The sequence below is a fragment of the Pseudomonas sp. Q1 genome (genome assembly GCF_009935975.1).
GTDB lineage: Bacteria > Pseudomonadota > Gammaproteobacteria > Pseudomonadales > Pseudomonadaceae > Aquipseudomonas > Aquipseudomonas palleroniana.
Genome location: NZ_QODI01000001.1, coordinates 458,268 through 474,741, shown reverse-complemented (window position 1 = coordinate 474,741; position 16,474 = coordinate 458,268). Strand labels below are relative to the sequence as shown.

The following is a 16,474-nucleotide window of genomic DNA, read 5'->3' as shown; positions in this document are numbered from 1 at the left end:
GGCTTAGAACCTGAACACTTCCATGTCCGTACGAATCGGCGTGGCCATCGGCATCTTCGGCTTTTCCGGGGCTGCCGGCTTGGCATGTACCGGCGCTGGTTTGCGCGGCGCTTCGGCGACCGCCGGCTGATTGGCCAATGGCTTGATCGCTACCGACAACTGCTGCGCCAAATGCTGCAACAACACGCCTTGGGCCTGGACCTGGGACGCGGTGGTGCCGACGTGCTCTTCCTGCAGGTGCACGATGCGGTTATCACGCACCTGGCCACGGCGATCGATCAAGCGCCACTGGGCATCCAGGATTGCTGGCTGCGATGCACCAGAGTCGAGCCGGGTGATGGTCAGCAAAACCTGCACATCCGGCGTAAACCCGGTTGGAGCAGGTGCCAGCACCACACGCTGGCTGTCCAATTGACCGGCCACCTGACGCAGCATCAACTGATTGATATCGGACGACAAACTGCCCGCCCAACGCCCATCGGTGGAACCTTGCAGGCTGCCGTCGTTCTGACGTTGTAGCAGGGTCTCGCGTTGCAGGTAATCGGCAACGACCACCGGGCCCAGCAATACGGCCATGCCCGCCGCTTGGGCAGGCTGAGCCGGACTTCCGCTGTCCAGCTGGTACAGCGACACCGGTTGGTGCGTGCTGCAACCCGCCAACCCCAGGAGGCCAGCGAGCATTAAAAATAGAGGAAGGCGTGGAGCAGTCATCATCCCATCCAGGTGGCTGCCACAAGGCGAACCACAACGTAATACAAAAAATACCTAAACACGCTCGGCCACGCCGGCGCTGGAAAGGCCATATCATCCGTGAATATGCGCCATGACTCCAGCGCCAAAGCGTCGATCTACGGGTTAAATCGTAGATCGAGCGTCTTAGTACGCCTTAAAGCGGCGCTTCCACCAACAAAGCATCCACTCGCTGGAAGCCTCGCGGCAGTTTGTTGCCTCGTCGACCGCGCTCACCCTTGTAGTGCTCAAGGTCGTCAGGGCGCAGCGACAATGTGCGCTTACCGGCCTGAAGCACCAGGGTCGCGCCTTCCGGGATCACGGCGATGTCGGTCACGTACTCCTCACGACTGGCCACCCGCTCCCCGGGAATCCCGATAATCTTGTTGCCCTTGCCTTTGCCCAACTGCGGCAGGTCGCTGATCTTGAACACCAGCAAACGGCCTTCAGTGGTCACCGAGGCCAGCCAGTTGCTCTCACGATCATCCACCGGGCGCGGCAATATCACTTTGGCATTATTCGGCAGGCTCAACAGAGCCTTGCCCGCCTTGTTCTTGGCCTGCAGGTCTTCACCCTTGACCACGAAGCCGTAACCAGCGTCGGAGGCGATCACGTACAGCGCATCATCATCCGGCAGCAGCACACACTCGAAATTCGCACCCGGCGGCGGCGTAAGGCGGCCTGTCAGCGGCTCGCCCTGGCCCCGCGCCGAAGGCAAGGTGTGGGCCGGCACCGAATAACTACGCCCGGTGGAGTCAATGAACACCGCAAACTGGTTGGAACGGCCGGCCGCAGCGGTCTTGAAGCCATCACCGGCTTTGTAGGAGAGCCCGGTAGCGTCAATATCATGCCCCTTGGCGGAACGAACCCAACCCTTTTCCGACAGAACGACGGTAATTTTCTCGTTCGGCAGCAGTTCGGTTTCCGTCAGCGCCTTGGCTTCCGCACGCTCGACGATTGGCGAACGACGTTCATCACCGTAGGTTTCCGCGTCTTTGATCAGCTCGCTGCGCACCAGTTTCTTGAGCTTGGCTTCACTGCCCAGCAGGGCTTGCAGCTTGGCTTGCTCCTTGAGCAGTGCGTCCTGTTCATCCCGCAGCTTCATTTCTTCCAGCCGCGCCAGCTGACGCAAGCGGGTATCGAGGATGTAGTCCGCCTGGATCTCACTAAGCTCGAAACGCGCGATCAGTTCGGTTTTCGGGTGCTCGGCGGTGCGGATGATGTGGATCACTTCATCCAGGTTGAGGTAGGCAATCAGCAAACCGTCCAACAGGTGCAGGCGGCGCTCGACCTTGTCGAGGCGAAACTGCAGGCGGCGGCGCACGGTCTGCACGCGGAACTCCAGCCACTCCACCAGCAGGTTGCGCAGGTTCTTCAACTGCGGCTTGCCGTCCAGGCCAATAATGTTGACGTTGACACGGTAGCTGGACTCCAGATCGGTGCTGGCGAACAGATGCTGCATCAGCACCTCGTGATCGACCCGGCTGTTGGTCGGGATGATCACGATGCGGCAGGGGTTCTCGTGGTCGGACTCGTCACGCAGGTCGGCGACTTGCGGCAATTTCGACGGTTTGGCCTGCATCAGCGCAGCGATCTGCTCCAACACCTTGGCGCCGGACACCTGATGCGGCAGCGCGGTGACGATAATGTCGCCATCTTCGATGTGGTACACGGCGCGCATGCGCACCGAGCCCTTGCCGGTTTCATACATCTTCAGCAGGTCGGCGCGCGGCGTGATGATTTCCGCTTCGGTCGGATAGTCCGGGCCCTGGATATGCTCGCAGAGCTGCTCGACCGTCGCTTTGGGCTCATCCAGCAAACGTACGCACGCCGTGGCGACTTCGCGCAAGTTGTGGGGTGGCACGTCGGTGGCCATGCCGACCGCGATGCCGGTAGTGCCATTGAGCAGAATATTCGGCAAACGTGCAGGCAACACCAAGGGTTCGTCGAGGGTGCCGTCAAAGTTCGGCCCCCAGTCCGCCGTGCCCTGGCCCAGCTCGCTGAGCAGGACTTCCGAGTAACGCGACAGACGCGCCTCGGTGTAACGCATGGCGGCAAAGGACTTCGGATCATCCGGCGCACCCCAGTTACCCTGCCCGTCCACCAAGGTGTAGCGGTAGCTGAACGGCTGCGCCATCAGCACCATGGCTTCGTAGCAGGCCGAGTCGCCGTGGGGGTGGAACTTACCGAGCACGTCACCGACGGTACGCGCCGATTTCTTGTGCTTGGAGTCGGCGTCCAGGCCCAGCTCACTCATGGCGTAGACGATACGCCGCTGCACGGGTTTCAGGCCGTCGCCGATATGCGGCAAAGCACGGTCCATGATCACGTACATGGAGTAGTTGAGGTAGGCCTTTTCGGTGAAGTCAGCCAGCGACCGGCGTTCTACGCCATCTAAGCTGTCTGCGAGGATGTCACTCATGCGGGCCTCATCAATATCAGGTAAGGCGCAGCGGAATTGCCGCCGCGCTGAGTCAATTCAAAAAAGCAGTGGTTCATGGCTGGGCGCTCCAGCCACCGGCCGGGGCGGCGAAACGATAGACCATTGGGCGTTTCTCACCATCGGCCCGTGGGCCGAAATTATTGTCGATGCCCACCCAGGCACCGTCTGCATCCACTATCAGGGCTTCAGCCAGGCCGTAGGGCTGGGCATAACGTCGGTTGGGCGTCAGCGCCTCGTCGGCAAATGACCAGCACAGCTCGACCTTGGCGGTGAGGGTATCGCGCCGGCAAATCTGGAACGCATTGCGCTCCAGGGTAAACAGCTTGCCGTTGTACAGCGCCAGATCGGCGAAGTCCTTGGACACCGCCTTGGCATCTTCAAACTGCGCCGGCTGCACTTCCTGGCCCGCTTCGCTGAGCAATACGCAGGGGCCGTCGCAGTCCCATACGCTCTGCCCGCGCTTGATGGCGATCAGGCCACGTCGCTCGCGTTCGGCCGCCAGCCAGATCTGATTGCCCTCGGCATTCACCGCCAGGCCCTCAAACAAGGCATTGAAGTGCAGCAACATGCCACTGGCCCGGGCTTCACGCACCATGCCCGGAGCAATTTTCAACCACTCGGCAGTCCCCGTTGCCGGCACCTGCAGCACCGCCGCATGGGCTTCGCTGACAATGTAACGATTGCCTACGGCATCGCAGGTGATGCCTTCAAAATCCAGGTCGCCCCCGCGAATGAAGGACGCGGCCTTGGTCCGCGAACGCAAGCCCCACGGCAACCCGGAGTCAGGCACCGGTGGCACGTCGATCTTTACCGTTTCGGCCTTCCAGGTCGGCGCACTGATATCCAGGCGATAGATCTGGTCGTCGTCACGGTCCGACACCGTCCACAGTTCCTTGCCGCACAAGGCCAGGCCCGACAGGTTACCGCCGCGCATACCGTCCACCGGGTGTTCGCCTACCAGCTTGAGCTCAGCCACGGGCGCGGCGACCCCTTCGGTGGCCGCCAACCCGCTCAACATCAGGATCGCCAAGGCGAAACCTGTGCGCATCAGCCCAAAACCTCGGCCAGGTTGCCGTTGGATTCCAGCCAGGATTTACGGTCGCCGGCGCGTTTCTTGGCCAGCAGCATGTCCATCATTTCGGCGGTGGCGACGAAATCGTCCAGGGTCAGTTGCACCAGACGCCGAGTGTTCGGGTCCATGGTGGTTTCGCGCAGCTGCGGCGGGTTCATCTCACCCAGCCCCTTGAATCGCGTGACCTGCGGCTTGCCACGCTTCTTCTCGGCCACCAGGCGATCGAGAATGCCATCGCGCTCGGCTTCGTCCAGGGCGTAGAAGATATCCTTGCCCAGGTCGATACGGTACAGCGGCGGCATGGCGACATAAACGTGGCCGGCCTCCACCAACGGGCGGAAGTGCTGGACGAACAGCGCGCAGAGCAAGGTGGCGATGTGCAGGCCGTCGGAGTCGGCGTCGGCCAGGATGCAGATTTTGCCGTAACGCAGCTGGCTCATGTCCTCTGCGCCCGGGTCCACGCCAATAGCCACGGCAATGTTGTGCACTTCCTGGCTGGCAAGGACCTCACTGCCGTCGACTTCCCAGGTGTTCAGGATCTTGCCGCGTAACGGCAGGATCGCCTGGAATTCCTTGTCCCGCGCCTGCTTGGCGGAACCACCGGCGGAGTCACCCTCCACCAGGAACAGTTCGGAACGCATCGGGTCCTGCCCCGCGCAATCGGCCAGTTTGCCTGGCAGCGCCGGGCCTTGGGTGATGCGCTTGCGCTCGACTTTCTTGCTCGCCTTCAGGCGTCGGCCGGCGTTGCTGATCGCCAGTTCCGCCAGGGCCAGGCCCAGCTCCGGGTGCTCGTTGAGCCACAGGCTGAAGGCATCCTTGACCACTCCGGAAACAAACGCCGCCGCTTCACGGGACGACAGGCGCTCCTTGGTCTGGCCGGAAAATTGCGGTTCCTGCATCTTCATCGACAGCACGAACGCGATGCGCTCCCACACGTCTTCCGGCGCCAGCTTCACACCGCGTGGCAACAGGCTGCGGTATTCGCAGAACTCGCGCATGGCGTCCAGCAAACCCTGGCGCAAACCGTTGACGTGAGTGCCGCCCTGAGCGGTGGGGATCAGGTTGACGTAGCTTTCCTGCACGCTGTCGCCACCTTCGGGCAACCACAGCAGAGCCCAGTCGACGGCCTCTTTATTACCCGCCAGGCTGCCGCAGAACGGCTCGTTGGGCAGGCGTTCGAAATCGCTGACCGAGTCTTCCAGATAGGAGCGCAGGCCGTCTTCGTAGTGCCACTCGACCTTCTCGCCGGTGCCTTTGTCTTCAAAGGTGACGAGCAGGCCCGGACACAACACGGCCTTGGCCTTGAGCACATGCTTGAGGCGGCTGATGGAGAATTTCGGTGAATCGAAGTATTTCGGGTCCGGCGCAAAGTACACGCTGGTGCCGGTGTTGCGCTTGCCAACGGTGCCGATCACTTCCAGGTCGGTGGCCTTGTAGCCATCGGCGAACGTCATCTGGTACTCGTTGCCGTCACGCTTGACCTTGACCCGCACCAGCGTGGACAGGGCGTTGACCACGGAAATGCCTACACCGTGCAGGCCGCCGGAGAACTGGTAGTTCTTGTTGGAAAACTTGCCACCGGCATGCAGCTTGGTGAGGATCAGCTCGACGCCCGGCACCCCCTCTTCCGGGTGGATGTCCACCGGCATGCCGCGACCATCGTCGGACACTTCAAGGGAGTGGTCGGCGTGAAGAATGACATGCACCGACTTGGCATGCCCGGCCAAGGCTTCGTCGACGCTGTTGTCGATGACTTCCTGGGCAAGGTGGTTCGGCCGACTGGTGTCGGTGTACATGCCGGGGCGTTTGCGCACCGGGTCGAGGCCCGAGAGGACTTCGATGGCGTCGGCGTTATAAGAGCTAGCGCTGGGAGTGGCCATGGGGTCTCGTCGTGAGTCGTTCGATTAAAAAATGACCTGCGACTTTACAGTGCCGCAAAGTCGAAGGATTGATACTGATCTGCGCCGATGCCGGCAAAACTCAACATCGCCGGCAATTGCTGGGCGAACCCTTGGTAACCATGGTCGCCACCGGCCTGGATACGCAAGGCACAGGCCCGGTAATACTGTTGGGCGAGGCGATAATCCAGGGTTTCATCCCCGGTCTGCAACCACACCTGGTAACGCCCGGCGTCCAGCGGCGCCGGCACTTCCAGCTCGGCCAGGGCCGCGACGTGATCGTGGGTCAATTCCCAGGCCTCACCGGTGTAAAGATTGGTCTGAGTGCCCAGGTAACCATCGAACATCCGATGGGGGCTGACCGCCGGGTTGACCAGCAGCGCCTTGAGGCCATGGCGCTCGGCAAGATGGGTTGCATAGTAGCCGCCGAGTGAGCTGCCGACCAGCAGCGGCCGCCCCAACTGCGCAATGGCCTCCTCCAATTGAGGAATCGCCTGACGCGGGTGGTGATGCAGCGCCGGCACGCGCAACTGGTCGGCCAAGCCGAGGCTATCCATCACAGCAGTCAACTGGCTGGCCTTGTTGGACGCAGGCGCGCTGTTGAAACCGTGGATATACAAGATCGAAGCGGACATGCCGGGCTCTCCGTGCAGCAGCCAAAGAGGCGCAGTTTACAGGTAAATCTCAGTAGTGAGCGGGCTTGCCCTAATGCCAGTTAGTTAAGCGATAAAGCGGGCGATGAATAAATTGTGGGAGGGGCGGTGCGACGATTCGACTTGCTCCCGATAGGCCGCGCAGCGGCCTCAAAAATGGGCCTGCTACGCAGTCCATCGGGAGCAAGCCCCCTCCCACAGTGACCGCGTTAATCCTTAACTGACTGGCATTAGGGCTTGCCCCGCTCACTACTAGTAGCCGTTACTGCCGTAATCTATGGTGAACACAAAATTTTTTACCCGCTCAACACCGGTTTCCAACCGTCCGTCGGCATGCAGGCGCAGCCAGCGGTAGCCCGGCGCCTGCTCGCTGACCTGGAAGTCTTCACTGCCCGGGGCGAACTGGATGCACGTGGACGGCGAGGCCAGCAGGCGCACGCCGTTGCGTTCGCCATCAATCTCTTGATGCACATGCCCCCAGAGCACAGCCCTGACCTGCGGGAAACGGTCGAGCACGGCAAACAAGGCTTCCGGGTTGCGCAGGCCGATCGGCTCCATCCACGCACACCCGATGGGCACCGGGTGATGGTGAAAGCACACCAGATGGTGCCGGTTCGGCGCCTCGCTCAGGGCCTGGGCGAGCAATTGCAATTGCTGGTCTTGCAGGTAGCCGGGTACCGAGCCGGGCACGGCGGAATCCAGCAAGGTGACCCGCCAGTGGCCAATGTCGAGCACCGGCTCCAGCAAATCGCTGTGCACGGCAGCATGGGCCATGACTTGCGGTTCGTCATGGTTGCCGGGAATCCAGCGCGCCGGCGCGTCGATCTGACGGGTCATGTCACGAAACTGCTGATACGACTCAAGCGTACCGTCCTGGGACAAATCGCCTGTCGCCAGCACCAGATCGATCTGCGGCTGCTGCGCGCGCACCAACTCGATCACCCGCTGAAGGCTTTCGCGGGTGTTCATGCCCAGCAACGTGCCGCTTGCCTCGGCAAACAGGTGGCTGTCAGACAGTTGCACCAGCAATGCGGGTGCGTCAGGGTTCACGGTGGATACGCTCGGCAAGGCGTTCTCCCAAGGCAATCACAGGAAAATGGGCGACTGGCGCGATTATGCTGGGCAGGACACAAAGAGGAAACCTGGGGAAGCAGACGCAGTTCACATCTACCGCACGACTTCGAACTCGTGGCCCAGGGCCAGGCAGTGGCTCAACCACTCACCGAGGAACACATTGAGCTGTGCTTTCTCATCGGGCTGGTGCATGAACACATTCGGGTACGGATAGATGCTGCGAAAACGCCGCGCATGTTCGGCGCTGATCACTTCGGCCATCCGTGCATCGTGGTACACCTGCACTTCCAGCTGCGGCACCGGCAACCATGGCAGGCTGTGTTCCTGACGCACGCGCAGGGTGGTGGTGTAGGGGCAGTTGATGATGACTTCAAGCGTCAACACGCCGAGCATCTGGTCGCCATGGGTCACGGCAATGCGCCGTGCCTCGGGCGCATGGCGCATGTCGGGAAGCAGGCGCATCAGCCGCGCATAGTTGGCCTCGCAGGCGGCTTGAAGCCCGATCAGGTCAACTCGATATCGTTCCCGTGCCTTTACTGCCATAACCCCCTCACTTCCGCGCGATTAAGCGCAAGCCATTGCAGGGCGATGATGCTGGCTGCATTGGAAATCTTACCGTCACGCACCGCCTGCAGAGCATCTTCGAACGCCCAGCGGGTGACGCGGATATCTTCGGCCTCTTCTTCCAGTCCATGAACGCCTCCGGCGCCTGTGCTGTCGCAACGGCCCAGGTACAGGTGAACGAATTCGGTACTGCCGCCGGGCGAAGGGAAATACTTCGTAATCGGCCATAAAGCGGAGAAGGTCAGCCCAGCTTCCTCCTCGGCTTCGCGGTGTGCAACCTCCTCCGGTTGCTCGTCCTTGTCAATCAGCCCCGCAACCATTTCCACCAGCCAGGGGTTGTCGGTACGGCCCATGGCGCCTACGCGAAACTGCTCGATCAACACCACTTCGTCACGCTGCGGGTCGTAAGGCAGCACGCAGACTGCGTCATGCCGAACGAAGACTTCGCGGTTGATCACCCGGCTCATGCCGCCATCGAACTTTTCATGGCGCAACTGCACGCGATCAAGCTTGTAGAAGCCCTGGTAGGCATTGTCGTGCTGAACGATTTCGATCTTGCTCGGCGTCGACTTCGCAATGTCCGTCATATCCATTCCCGTTGTACCCATACAATTGGCGCCATCCTAACGCGCTCACGCCCCCGGATGCAGCCCCTTTCCAGTTGCCGGGATAGACGGCGGGCGTCAAACTCACTCTCATCAGTCTAGTGGCGAACTGACTGCCTTGTGGGCAGTCCAAGCGCTACTCTTTTCGCTTTCCATCGATTTACGAAGGACGCACATGTCGCTTTTAAAAATCGCCTCCGTGGCTTGCATTGCCTTGACTCTGGGTGCCTGCCAGAGTCTGTTCCAACCCAGCTATCTCAAACCGCTGGACACCCAGCCGGACGCCTCGGAACAGATCAAGCCCGGCTGCAACAGCCCGGATTGCCCGCTGGTCAACATCGATACCGTGCATTTCCCCACCGAGCCGCAACTCGACACCCTGGTGGAACAGCGCCTGCTGCAGATGACCCGGACCACGCCGGGGGCAAGCGTGCCGCCGACCTTGAACGCTTACCGGGACAAGTTCCTGCGCGAGTCCGCCGACCGCAACAGCATGTATCTGCAAGCCAAGGTACGCGAGCAGCATGACGGACTGGTGATCATCGAAGTGTCCAGCTACCTGGATACCGGCGCAGCCCACGGTGAGCCGGGCCGTGGTTTCATCAACTATTCGCGCCAGCTGCACAAGGAGCTGAGCCTCGCCGACATGTTGCTGCCAGGCCAGGAACAGGCGTTCTGGAACACTGCGAAAGTCGCTCACAACAGTTGGCTGATCAACTCGCAGATGGACCGTGACCCGGAGTTCGTGAAGAACTGGCCATTCCAGAAGACCCCGAACGTGGCCTTGACCAGCAATGGCGTGGTGCTCAAGTACAACGTGGCCACCATCGGCCCGTACGCATTGGGGCTGATCGAAATGACCATCCCCTACGCACGTCTCACCGGCGTACTCAAGCCTGAGCTGATGCCCGCACGCCACTGAAGGCCCGGCCCAGGATGAACTGCAGCAGCCCTGCCAGCACCAGCGCCGGCAGGGTCGCACCGACATTCGGATACAGGTTGGCCAGCAGGTGATAGGCAGCGATGCCGCCCATCCAGGCCACCAGCGCCGGCCAGTGCAGATGAGTGACGGCGCCGCGGCCACGGCGGCGCAGGATGAAGTGGTCCACCAGCACCACGCCGAACAACGGCGCAAACACTGAGCCGATCAGCAGCAGGAAGTTCTGGTATTGCGCCAGCGGCGCAAGGCAGGCGATCAAGGTGCAGATCACCCCGATGACCAGCGCCAGGTGCTCGACCTTCCAGCGCAGTAGCATCCCGCTGGACACCGCCGCCGAGTGAATATCGGCAAAGGCGTTTTCCGTTTCATCCAGCAGGATCAGCAACAGCGGAATCCCCAGGCCCGCACCGGCCAGCGCGAGCAATAGCGCATTCACTTCGCCGCTGGGCGCAAACGCCAGGGTGTAGGCCACACCCAGGCTCATCAGCCAGAAATTACCGATAAAGAAGCCCAGCGCGGTACCGCCGAACACGCTTTTTGCGCGTTTGCCGAAACGCGAGTAGTCGGCAATCAGCGGCAGCCACGACAGCGGCATGGCGATCGCGATATCAAAACCCACCGCGAACGGCATCGTACCGTCACCGGCCTGGGACCACAGCGCAGCGAGGTCGGCCTTGGCGAACAGGTTCCAGGTCAGCCACAGGCAAGCGGCGAGCAGCAGCCAGATGCCCCATTTGCGCAGGATCTGGCGTACAAAAGTCAAAGGGCCGCTGACCGCCAGCAGGGTCGCCAAACCACCGAACACCAACGTCCACAACAGAGGGCTCGCCAACAGGCTGCCTTCGCTGAACGCCCGCGTGCCCAACAAGCTGGCGGCGTCGCGCATGACGATAATTTCGAACGAGCCCCAGCCGACCAGCTGCAACAGGTTCAGCAACGCCGGCAGGCTCGCGCCTTGGGTGCCGAGGCTGAGTTTGAGGGCCGCCATGGCGGACAGGCCGGTGTCGCTGCCGATTACGCCAACAGCGGCCAGTAACAGCACCCCTACCAGGGTGCCGAGGAAGATCGCCAGCAACGAGCCGGACAGGCCCAGGCCCGGCGCGAGCAAGGCACCGGTCTGCAGGACCATCAGGCCGATGCCGAGGGAGAACCACAGGGAAAACAAATCGCGGGCGCCGAATACGCGCTTGTCACTTGGCACTGCTATCTCAGGAGAGTAGGTACTCGGTTGAATGCTCAAGGGTTGTATCTCTGAGGGGCATGGGTTGTTTGTTGAAGTGCTATCGGGGGCGAGCCCCTCCCACTGTTTGAACTGCGAATACATTCAAAAATGTGGGAGGGCGCTTGCCCCCGATGAGGCCCGTACAGGCGCCCAGCATCTGCGATCAGACTTTTTTGTAGAGCTGGCTGCCTTCCTGCTTGAACCGCTGCGCCTGCTCGGCCAAGCCCTTGGCCACGTCGACATCCACCGCATCGATCCGCTGGTTGGCCGCGTACTCACGCACTTCCTGGGTGATCTTCATCGAGCAGAATTTCGGCCCGCACATCGAACAGAAATGCGCGACTTTGGCCGAGTCTTTCGGCAGGGTTTCGTCGTGATAGGAACGCGCGGTGTCCGGATCCAGGCCCAGGTTGAACTGGTCTTCCCAACGGAACTCGAAGCGCGCCTTGCTCAAGGCATTGTCGCGGATCTGCGCGCCCGGATGCCCTTTGGCCAAGTCGGCGGCATGGGCTGCGATCTTGTAGGTAATGATCCCGGTCTTCACATCATCCTTGTTCGGCAAACCCAGGTGTTCCTTGGGCGTGACGTAGCAGAGCATGGCGCAACCGAACCAGCCGATCATCGCGGCACCGATACCGGAGGTGATGTGGTCGTAGCCCGGTGCAATGTCGGTGGTCAGCGGGCCGAGGGTATAGAACGGCGCCTCGTCGCAGCACTCCAACTGCTTGTCCATGTTCTCCTTGATCAACTGCATCGGCACGTGGCCGGGGCCTTCGATCATGGTTTGCACGTCGTGCTTCCAGGCCGTCTTGGTCAGTTCACCGAGGGTTTCCAACTCACCGAATTGCGCGGCGTCGTTGGCGTCGGCAATCGAGCCCGGGCGCAGGCCGTCGCCGAGGGAGAAACTGACGTCATAGGCCTTCATGATTTCGCAGATTTCGTCGAAATGCGTGTAGGTGAAGTTCTCTTTGTGGTGCGCCAGGCACCACTTGGCCATGATCGAACCGCCACGGGACACGATGCCAGTGACGCGTTTGGCGGTCAGCGGCACGTAGCGCAGCAGGACGCCGGCGTGGATGGTGAAGTAGTCGACGCCCTGCTCGGCCTGTTCGATCAGGGTGTCACGGAACAATTCCCAGGTCAGGTCTTCGGCGACGCCACCCACTTTTTCCAGTGCCTGGTAGATCGGCACGGTGCCGATCGGCACCGGCGAGTTGCGGATGATCCACTCGCGGGTTTCATGGATGTGCTTGCCGGTGGACAGGTCCATCACCGTGTCCGAACCCCAGCGAATGCCCCATGTCAGTTTCGCCACTTCTTCTTCAATGGACGAACCCAGGGCGCTGTTGCCGATGTTGCCGTTGATCTTCACCAGGAAGTTACGGCCGATGATCATCGGTTCCAGCTCGGTGTGGTTGATGTTGGCCGGGATGATCGCGCGGCCGCGTGCGATTTCCTCGCGCACAAATTCCGGGGTGATGATTTTCGGCACGCTGGCGCCGAAGCTGTGGCCGGCGTGTTGCTGGTCGAGCAGGCCACTGGCGCGGGCCTCTTCAAGCTTCATGTTTTCGCGGATGGCGACGTATTCCATCTCGGCGGTGATGATGCCTTTGCGGGCGTAGTGCATCTGCGTGATGTTGGCACCGGCCTTGGCCCGGCGTGGGTTCTTCACATGGGCGAAACGCAGCGCAGTCAGTTCGGCGTCGTTGAGACGCTGCTGGCCGAAGTGCGAGCTCAGGCCGGGCAGGCGCTCGGTGTCGCCGCGCGATTCGATCCATGGCGAACGCACATCGCCCAGGCCTTTGCGCACGTCGATGATCACATTCGGGTCGGTGTAGGGGCCGGACGTGTCGTAAACGGTGACCGGCGCGTTGATTTCGCCGCCGAAGTCGGTGGGGGTGACGTCCAGGCTGATTTCGCGCATCGGCACGCGGATATCCGGGCGAGTGCCCTGCACGTAGATTTTTTGCGAGCGGGTAAAGGGTTGCACGGAGCCGGTGTCGACCTTGGCCGATTCACTCAGGTGCACGGTATTTTTCAGTTTTGTACTTTTTATTTCTGTGCTCATCACGGGCTCTCCAACTATCCAGGCGGTGGATTTTTGTCGGAGCGAACCTGAGACGGATGGACGCACTGAAAACAGTGCTGTGCTTGGCGCACGGAGTGTTCGATTGTCGAACATTCATCCCGGACGAAGCACAAGAGGACTCGCCGGGTGACGAGAAATCTTGTTCCCTACGCAGGCGCTAACCTGATCAGGTTCAACGGGATCCGGTATTTACCGATCTCAGCCTTCCAACAAGGCACCCCGACAAGAACGCAGGCAGTCTAGACCATGGCATGGGCAAATTGCCAATAGCGCTGCATTCAGCGTGATGAATGGCATGATTGCGGGATTGTTGCGCCGGGTCAGCGCCACTACACTCGGTTGCCGCCACAATGCTTGACGCCAGGAACGGCCAGCCTTAGCCTTGGGCGCTAAATTATCACCGTAATATTCAATCTAGGGATCGCCTCATGCTGCGCAAACTTTCACTGGCGCTTGCCGTGTCTTGTGCAACCAACGGAATGGTCTGGGCAGCTGAAGCGCCCCTGACGACCAAAACCGACCTGGTCAGCGTTTACCAGGAAGCGGTGGACAACAACGCCGACCTGGCAGCCGCACGCGCCCAATATGGCGCACAAAAGGAAGTGGTGCCCCAGGCCCGCGCCGGCTTGTTGCCCAACCTGTCGGGCGGTGCCGATATCAACACCGTGCGCACCCAGATCGACACGCCGGCCGCCACCGCCAACCGCGACGCTCACTCCTGGCGCGCGACCTTGAGCCAGCCGCTGTTCCGCGCCGATCGCTGGTTCCAGCTACAGGCTGCCGAGGCCACCAACGAGCAGGCCGCGCTGCAACTGTCGGCCACCGAGCAGAACCTGATCCTGCAAAGCGCCGAAAGCTACTTTGCCGTGCTGCGCGCCCAGGACAACCTGGCCTCGACCAAGGCCGAAGAGAACGCCTTCAAGCGCCAGCTGGACCAGTCCAGCGAGCGCTTCGACGTGGGCCTGTCGGACAAGACCGACGTACTGCAATCCCAGGCCAGCTACGACACCGCGCGCGCCAACCGGATCCTGGCCCAGCGTCAGGTGGAAGACGCCTTTGAAGCGTTGATCACCCTGACCAATCGTCAATACAACTCGATCCAGGGCATCGTCCACACACTGCCGGTGTTGCCACCGCTGCCGAACGACGCCAAGGCCTGGGTTGAAACCGCCGGCCGCCAGAACCTGAACCTGCTCGCCAGCAACTACGCCGTCACCGCCGCCGAGGAAACCCTCAAGCAACGCAAGGCCGGGCATGCCCCGACACTCGATGCGGTGGCGCAATATGAGAAAGGCGACAACGACGCCCTCGGGTTCAGCAACCCGAATGCCTTTGGCACGCCCTATCGCGGCGATGTGGAACAACGCACCATTGGCCTGCGCCTGAACATTCCGATCTACAGCGGCGGGCTGACCAGTTCCCAAGTGCGTGAATCCTACTCGCGCCTGGGCCAGACCGAGCAGCAACGCGAAGGCCTGCGGCGCCAGGTGGTGGAAAATACACGCAACCTGCACCGCGCAGTGAACACCGACGTGGAACAGGTACAGGCACGCCGCCAGTCGATCATTTCCAACCAGAGCGCGGTGGAAGCCACGGAGATCGGCTACCAGGTGGGTACGCGCAACATCGTCGACGTGCTCGACTCACAGCGCCAGCTCTATGCGTCGGTGCGCAACTACAACAACAGCCGCTACGACTACATCCTCGACAACCTGCGCTTGAAGCAGGCGGCGGGCACCTTGAACCCGGGGGACTTGCAGGACCTGGCGCGCTACCTCAAGGCTGACTACAACCCGGACAAGGACTTCCTGCCGCCGGACCTGGCCAAGGCCGCCGCCGAACAGCTCAAGGCCCGCCCGGGTAATTAAGCACAGCGCCTACAATGGAATCAGTGCTGATCCAATAGCCTGTCCAGGCCATCCAGCAAGCGCTTGAGCGCGCCCTGGTTGGCCTGCATCACCTTGAGCCCAGCCTGCGCCATCTTGCGCGCATCCTGTGGCAGCTCGAACAGCTGGCGCACAGCTTCGGCCAGACCTTGGGCATCGTCGACTTCGCGCAACGCCCCCGCCTCATGCATCATCGCGCTGATTTCGAGGAAGTTGAACCGGTGCGGCCCCATGATCACAGGCAGGGCCAGCGCCGCCGGCTCCAACGGGTTGTGGCCGCCGGTCGGCACCAGGCTGCCGCCGACGAAAGCACTGTCGGCCAGGGCATACAGAAACAGCAACTCGCCCATGGTGTCGCCCAGCAACACGGAGGTCTGCGCGGTCACGGGGTCACCGCTGGAGCGACGCACCGTGGCGAATCCTCGTTGCCGGCACAACTCAAACATCGGACCGAAACGCTCCTGATGGCGCGGCACCAGAATCAGCAACGCATTGGGATAGCTCTCGAGCAACTGGCGGTGGGCCGCCAGCACCACTTCATCTTCGCCTTCATGGGTACTGGCGGCGATCCACACCGGGCGCTCGCGCGCGCCCCATTGCTCCCGCAGGGCGGCGGCGCGCAGCGGCAGCTCGGGGTCGACAGTCAGGTCGAATTTGATCGAACCCGTGATTTCAACGGTTTCCGGGCGCGCACCCAGGCTCAGGAAACGCTCGGCCTCGGTACGCGTCTGCACGGCGAACAGGCTCATCTCAGCCAGCATCGGTGCGGTCAGTTTGGCGAAACGCCCATAACCCTTGGCCGAGCGCGCCGACAGTCGCGCATTGGCCAGTGCCACCGGAATGCCACGCTGGTAGCAGGCGTGGATGTGATTGGGCCACAGCTCCGTCTCCATGATCACCGCCAGTTTCGGCTGCACCTGATCCAGAAAACGCTTGGCGGCGCACGGCACGTCATAGGGCAGGTAACAATGCTGAATGCGCGGCTCATTGGCGAACAACGCCTGGATACGCTCGGAACCGGTGGGCGTCATGCAGGTGATGGTGATCGGCAGCGTCGGGTGGCGCGCCATCAGCCCGCGTATCATCGGCGCGGCAGCGATGCTTTCGCCGACCGACACCGCATGCACCCAGATCCCGCCCGGCCGCATCATCGGCAGGCCATAGGAAAACCGCTCGCCCACGCGCTTGGCATACGCCGGCGCCTTGCGCGCGCGCAGCCACAGACGTAAAGCCACCAACGGCAGCGCCAGGTAAAACAGACAGCTGTAGAGAGTTCTATTCATGGCGGCGGAGTTTATC

The 16,474-nt window shown here is 61.7% G+C and carries 13 protein-coding genes and 1 riboswitch; of the genes, 2 read left to right on the top strand and 11 right to left on the bottom strand.

Annotation, left to right across the window (positions count from 1 at the left end):
- Positions 1-3 precede the first annotated feature (3 nt).
- From DK870_RS01980 to DK870_RS01945, 8 genes are all read right to left on the bottom strand, one after another.
- Positions 4-714, bottom strand: coding sequence for a membrane integrity-associated transporter subunit PqiC (locus DK870_RS01980; RefSeq protein WP_060755121.1), 711 nt, complete (start codon positions 712-714; stop codon positions 4-6).
- A 172-nt stretch (positions 715-886) separates the two neighbouring features.
- The gene (parC, locus tag DK870_RS01975; RefSeq protein WP_161547763.1) at positions 887-3,151 is read right to left on the bottom strand and encodes a DNA topoisomerase IV subunit A; all 2,265 of its coding nucleotides are present in this window, start codon (positions 3,149-3,151) and stop codon (positions 887-889) included.
- Between the two features lie 73 nt (positions 3,152-3,224).
- On the bottom strand, positions 3,225-4,220 hold the full coding sequence (locus tag DK870_RS01970) for an esterase-like activity of phytase family protein (RefSeq protein WP_161547762.1): 996 nt from the start codon (positions 4,218-4,220) through the stop codon (positions 3,225-3,227).
- Positions 4,220-6,124, bottom strand: a complete 1,905-nt coding sequence (gene parE, locus DK870_RS01965) for a DNA topoisomerase IV subunit B (protein WP_060755124.1) — start codon at positions 6,122-6,124, stop codon at positions 4,220-4,222. Before parE ends, DK870_RS01970 begins: the two co-directional genes overlap by 1 nt.
- 44 nt (positions 6,125-6,168) lie before the next feature.
- Entirely contained in the window at positions 6,169-6,777 is a 609-nt protein-coding gene (locus DK870_RS01960; protein ID WP_060755125.1) for a YqiA/YcfP family alpha/beta fold hydrolase, read from the bottom strand.
- A gap of 270 nt (positions 6,778-7,047) precedes the next feature.
- The gene (gene cpdA / locus DK870_RS01955; protein WP_161547761.1) at positions 7,048-7,863 is read right to left on the bottom strand and encodes a 3',5'-cyclic-AMP phosphodiesterase; all 816 of its coding nucleotides are present in this window, start codon (positions 7,861-7,863) and stop codon (positions 7,048-7,050) included.
- A 99-nt stretch (positions 7,864-7,962) separates the two neighbouring features.
- Positions 7,963-8,412 (bottom strand): DUF1249 domain-containing protein, encoded by a 450-nt coding sequence (locus tag DK870_RS01950; RefSeq protein ID WP_060755127.1) that lies wholly within the window; start codon positions 8,410-8,412, stop codon positions 7,963-7,965.
- Positions 8,403-9,020, bottom strand: coding sequence for an NUDIX domain-containing protein (locus tag DK870_RS01945; RefSeq protein WP_060755128.1), 618 nt, complete (start codon positions 9,018-9,020; stop codon positions 8,403-8,405). The genes DK870_RS01950 and DK870_RS01945 overlap by 10 nt, the downstream gene beginning before the upstream one ends.
- A 193-nt stretch (positions 9,021-9,213) precedes the next feature.
- Here DK870_RS01945 and DK870_RS01940 point away from each other — a divergent pair, with 193 nt between their 5' ends.
- The gene (locus tag DK870_RS01940) at positions 9,214-9,960 is read left to right on the top strand and encodes an RsiV family protein (protein ID WP_161547760.1); all 747 of its coding nucleotides are present in this window, start codon (positions 9,214-9,216) and stop codon (positions 9,958-9,960) included.
- On the opposite strand, the gene cytX is transcribed toward DK870_RS01940, so the two are convergent.
- Positions 9,929-11,218 (bottom strand): putative hydroxymethylpyrimidine transporter CytX, encoded by a 1,290-nt coding sequence (gene cytX, locus DK870_RS01935; protein WP_161547759.1) that lies wholly within the window; start codon positions 11,216-11,218, stop codon positions 9,929-9,931. The genes DK870_RS01940 and cytX overlap by 32 nt on opposite strands.
- Positions 11,219-11,363: 145 nt before the next feature.
- Positions 11,364-13,268: a phosphomethylpyrimidine synthase ThiC gene (gene thiC, locus DK870_RS01930; protein ID WP_256679791.1), complete on the bottom strand. Its 1,905-nt coding sequence runs from the start codon at positions 13,266-13,268 to the stop codon at positions 11,364-11,366.
- Between the two features lie 147 nt (positions 13,269-13,415).
- A riboswitch (TPP riboswitch) is annotated at positions 13,416-13,521 on the bottom strand.
- A 196-nt stretch (positions 13,522-13,717) separates the two neighbouring features.
- On the opposite strand from thiC, the gene DK870_RS01925 reads away from it, so the two are divergent.
- On the top strand, positions 13,718-15,157 hold the full coding sequence (locus DK870_RS01925) for a TolC family outer membrane protein (RefSeq protein ID WP_060755132.1): 1,440 nt from the start codon (positions 13,718-13,720) through the stop codon (positions 15,155-15,157).
- Between the two features lie 20 nt (positions 15,158-15,177).
- Here DK870_RS01925 and waaA read toward each other — a convergent pair whose 3' ends face one another.
- Positions 15,178-16,458: a lipid IV(A) 3-deoxy-D-manno-octulosonic acid transferase gene (gene waaA / locus DK870_RS01920; RefSeq protein ID WP_161547758.1), complete on the bottom strand. Its 1,281-nt coding sequence runs from the start codon at positions 16,456-16,458 to the stop codon at positions 15,178-15,180.
- Positions 16,459-16,474 lie beyond the last annotated feature (16 nt).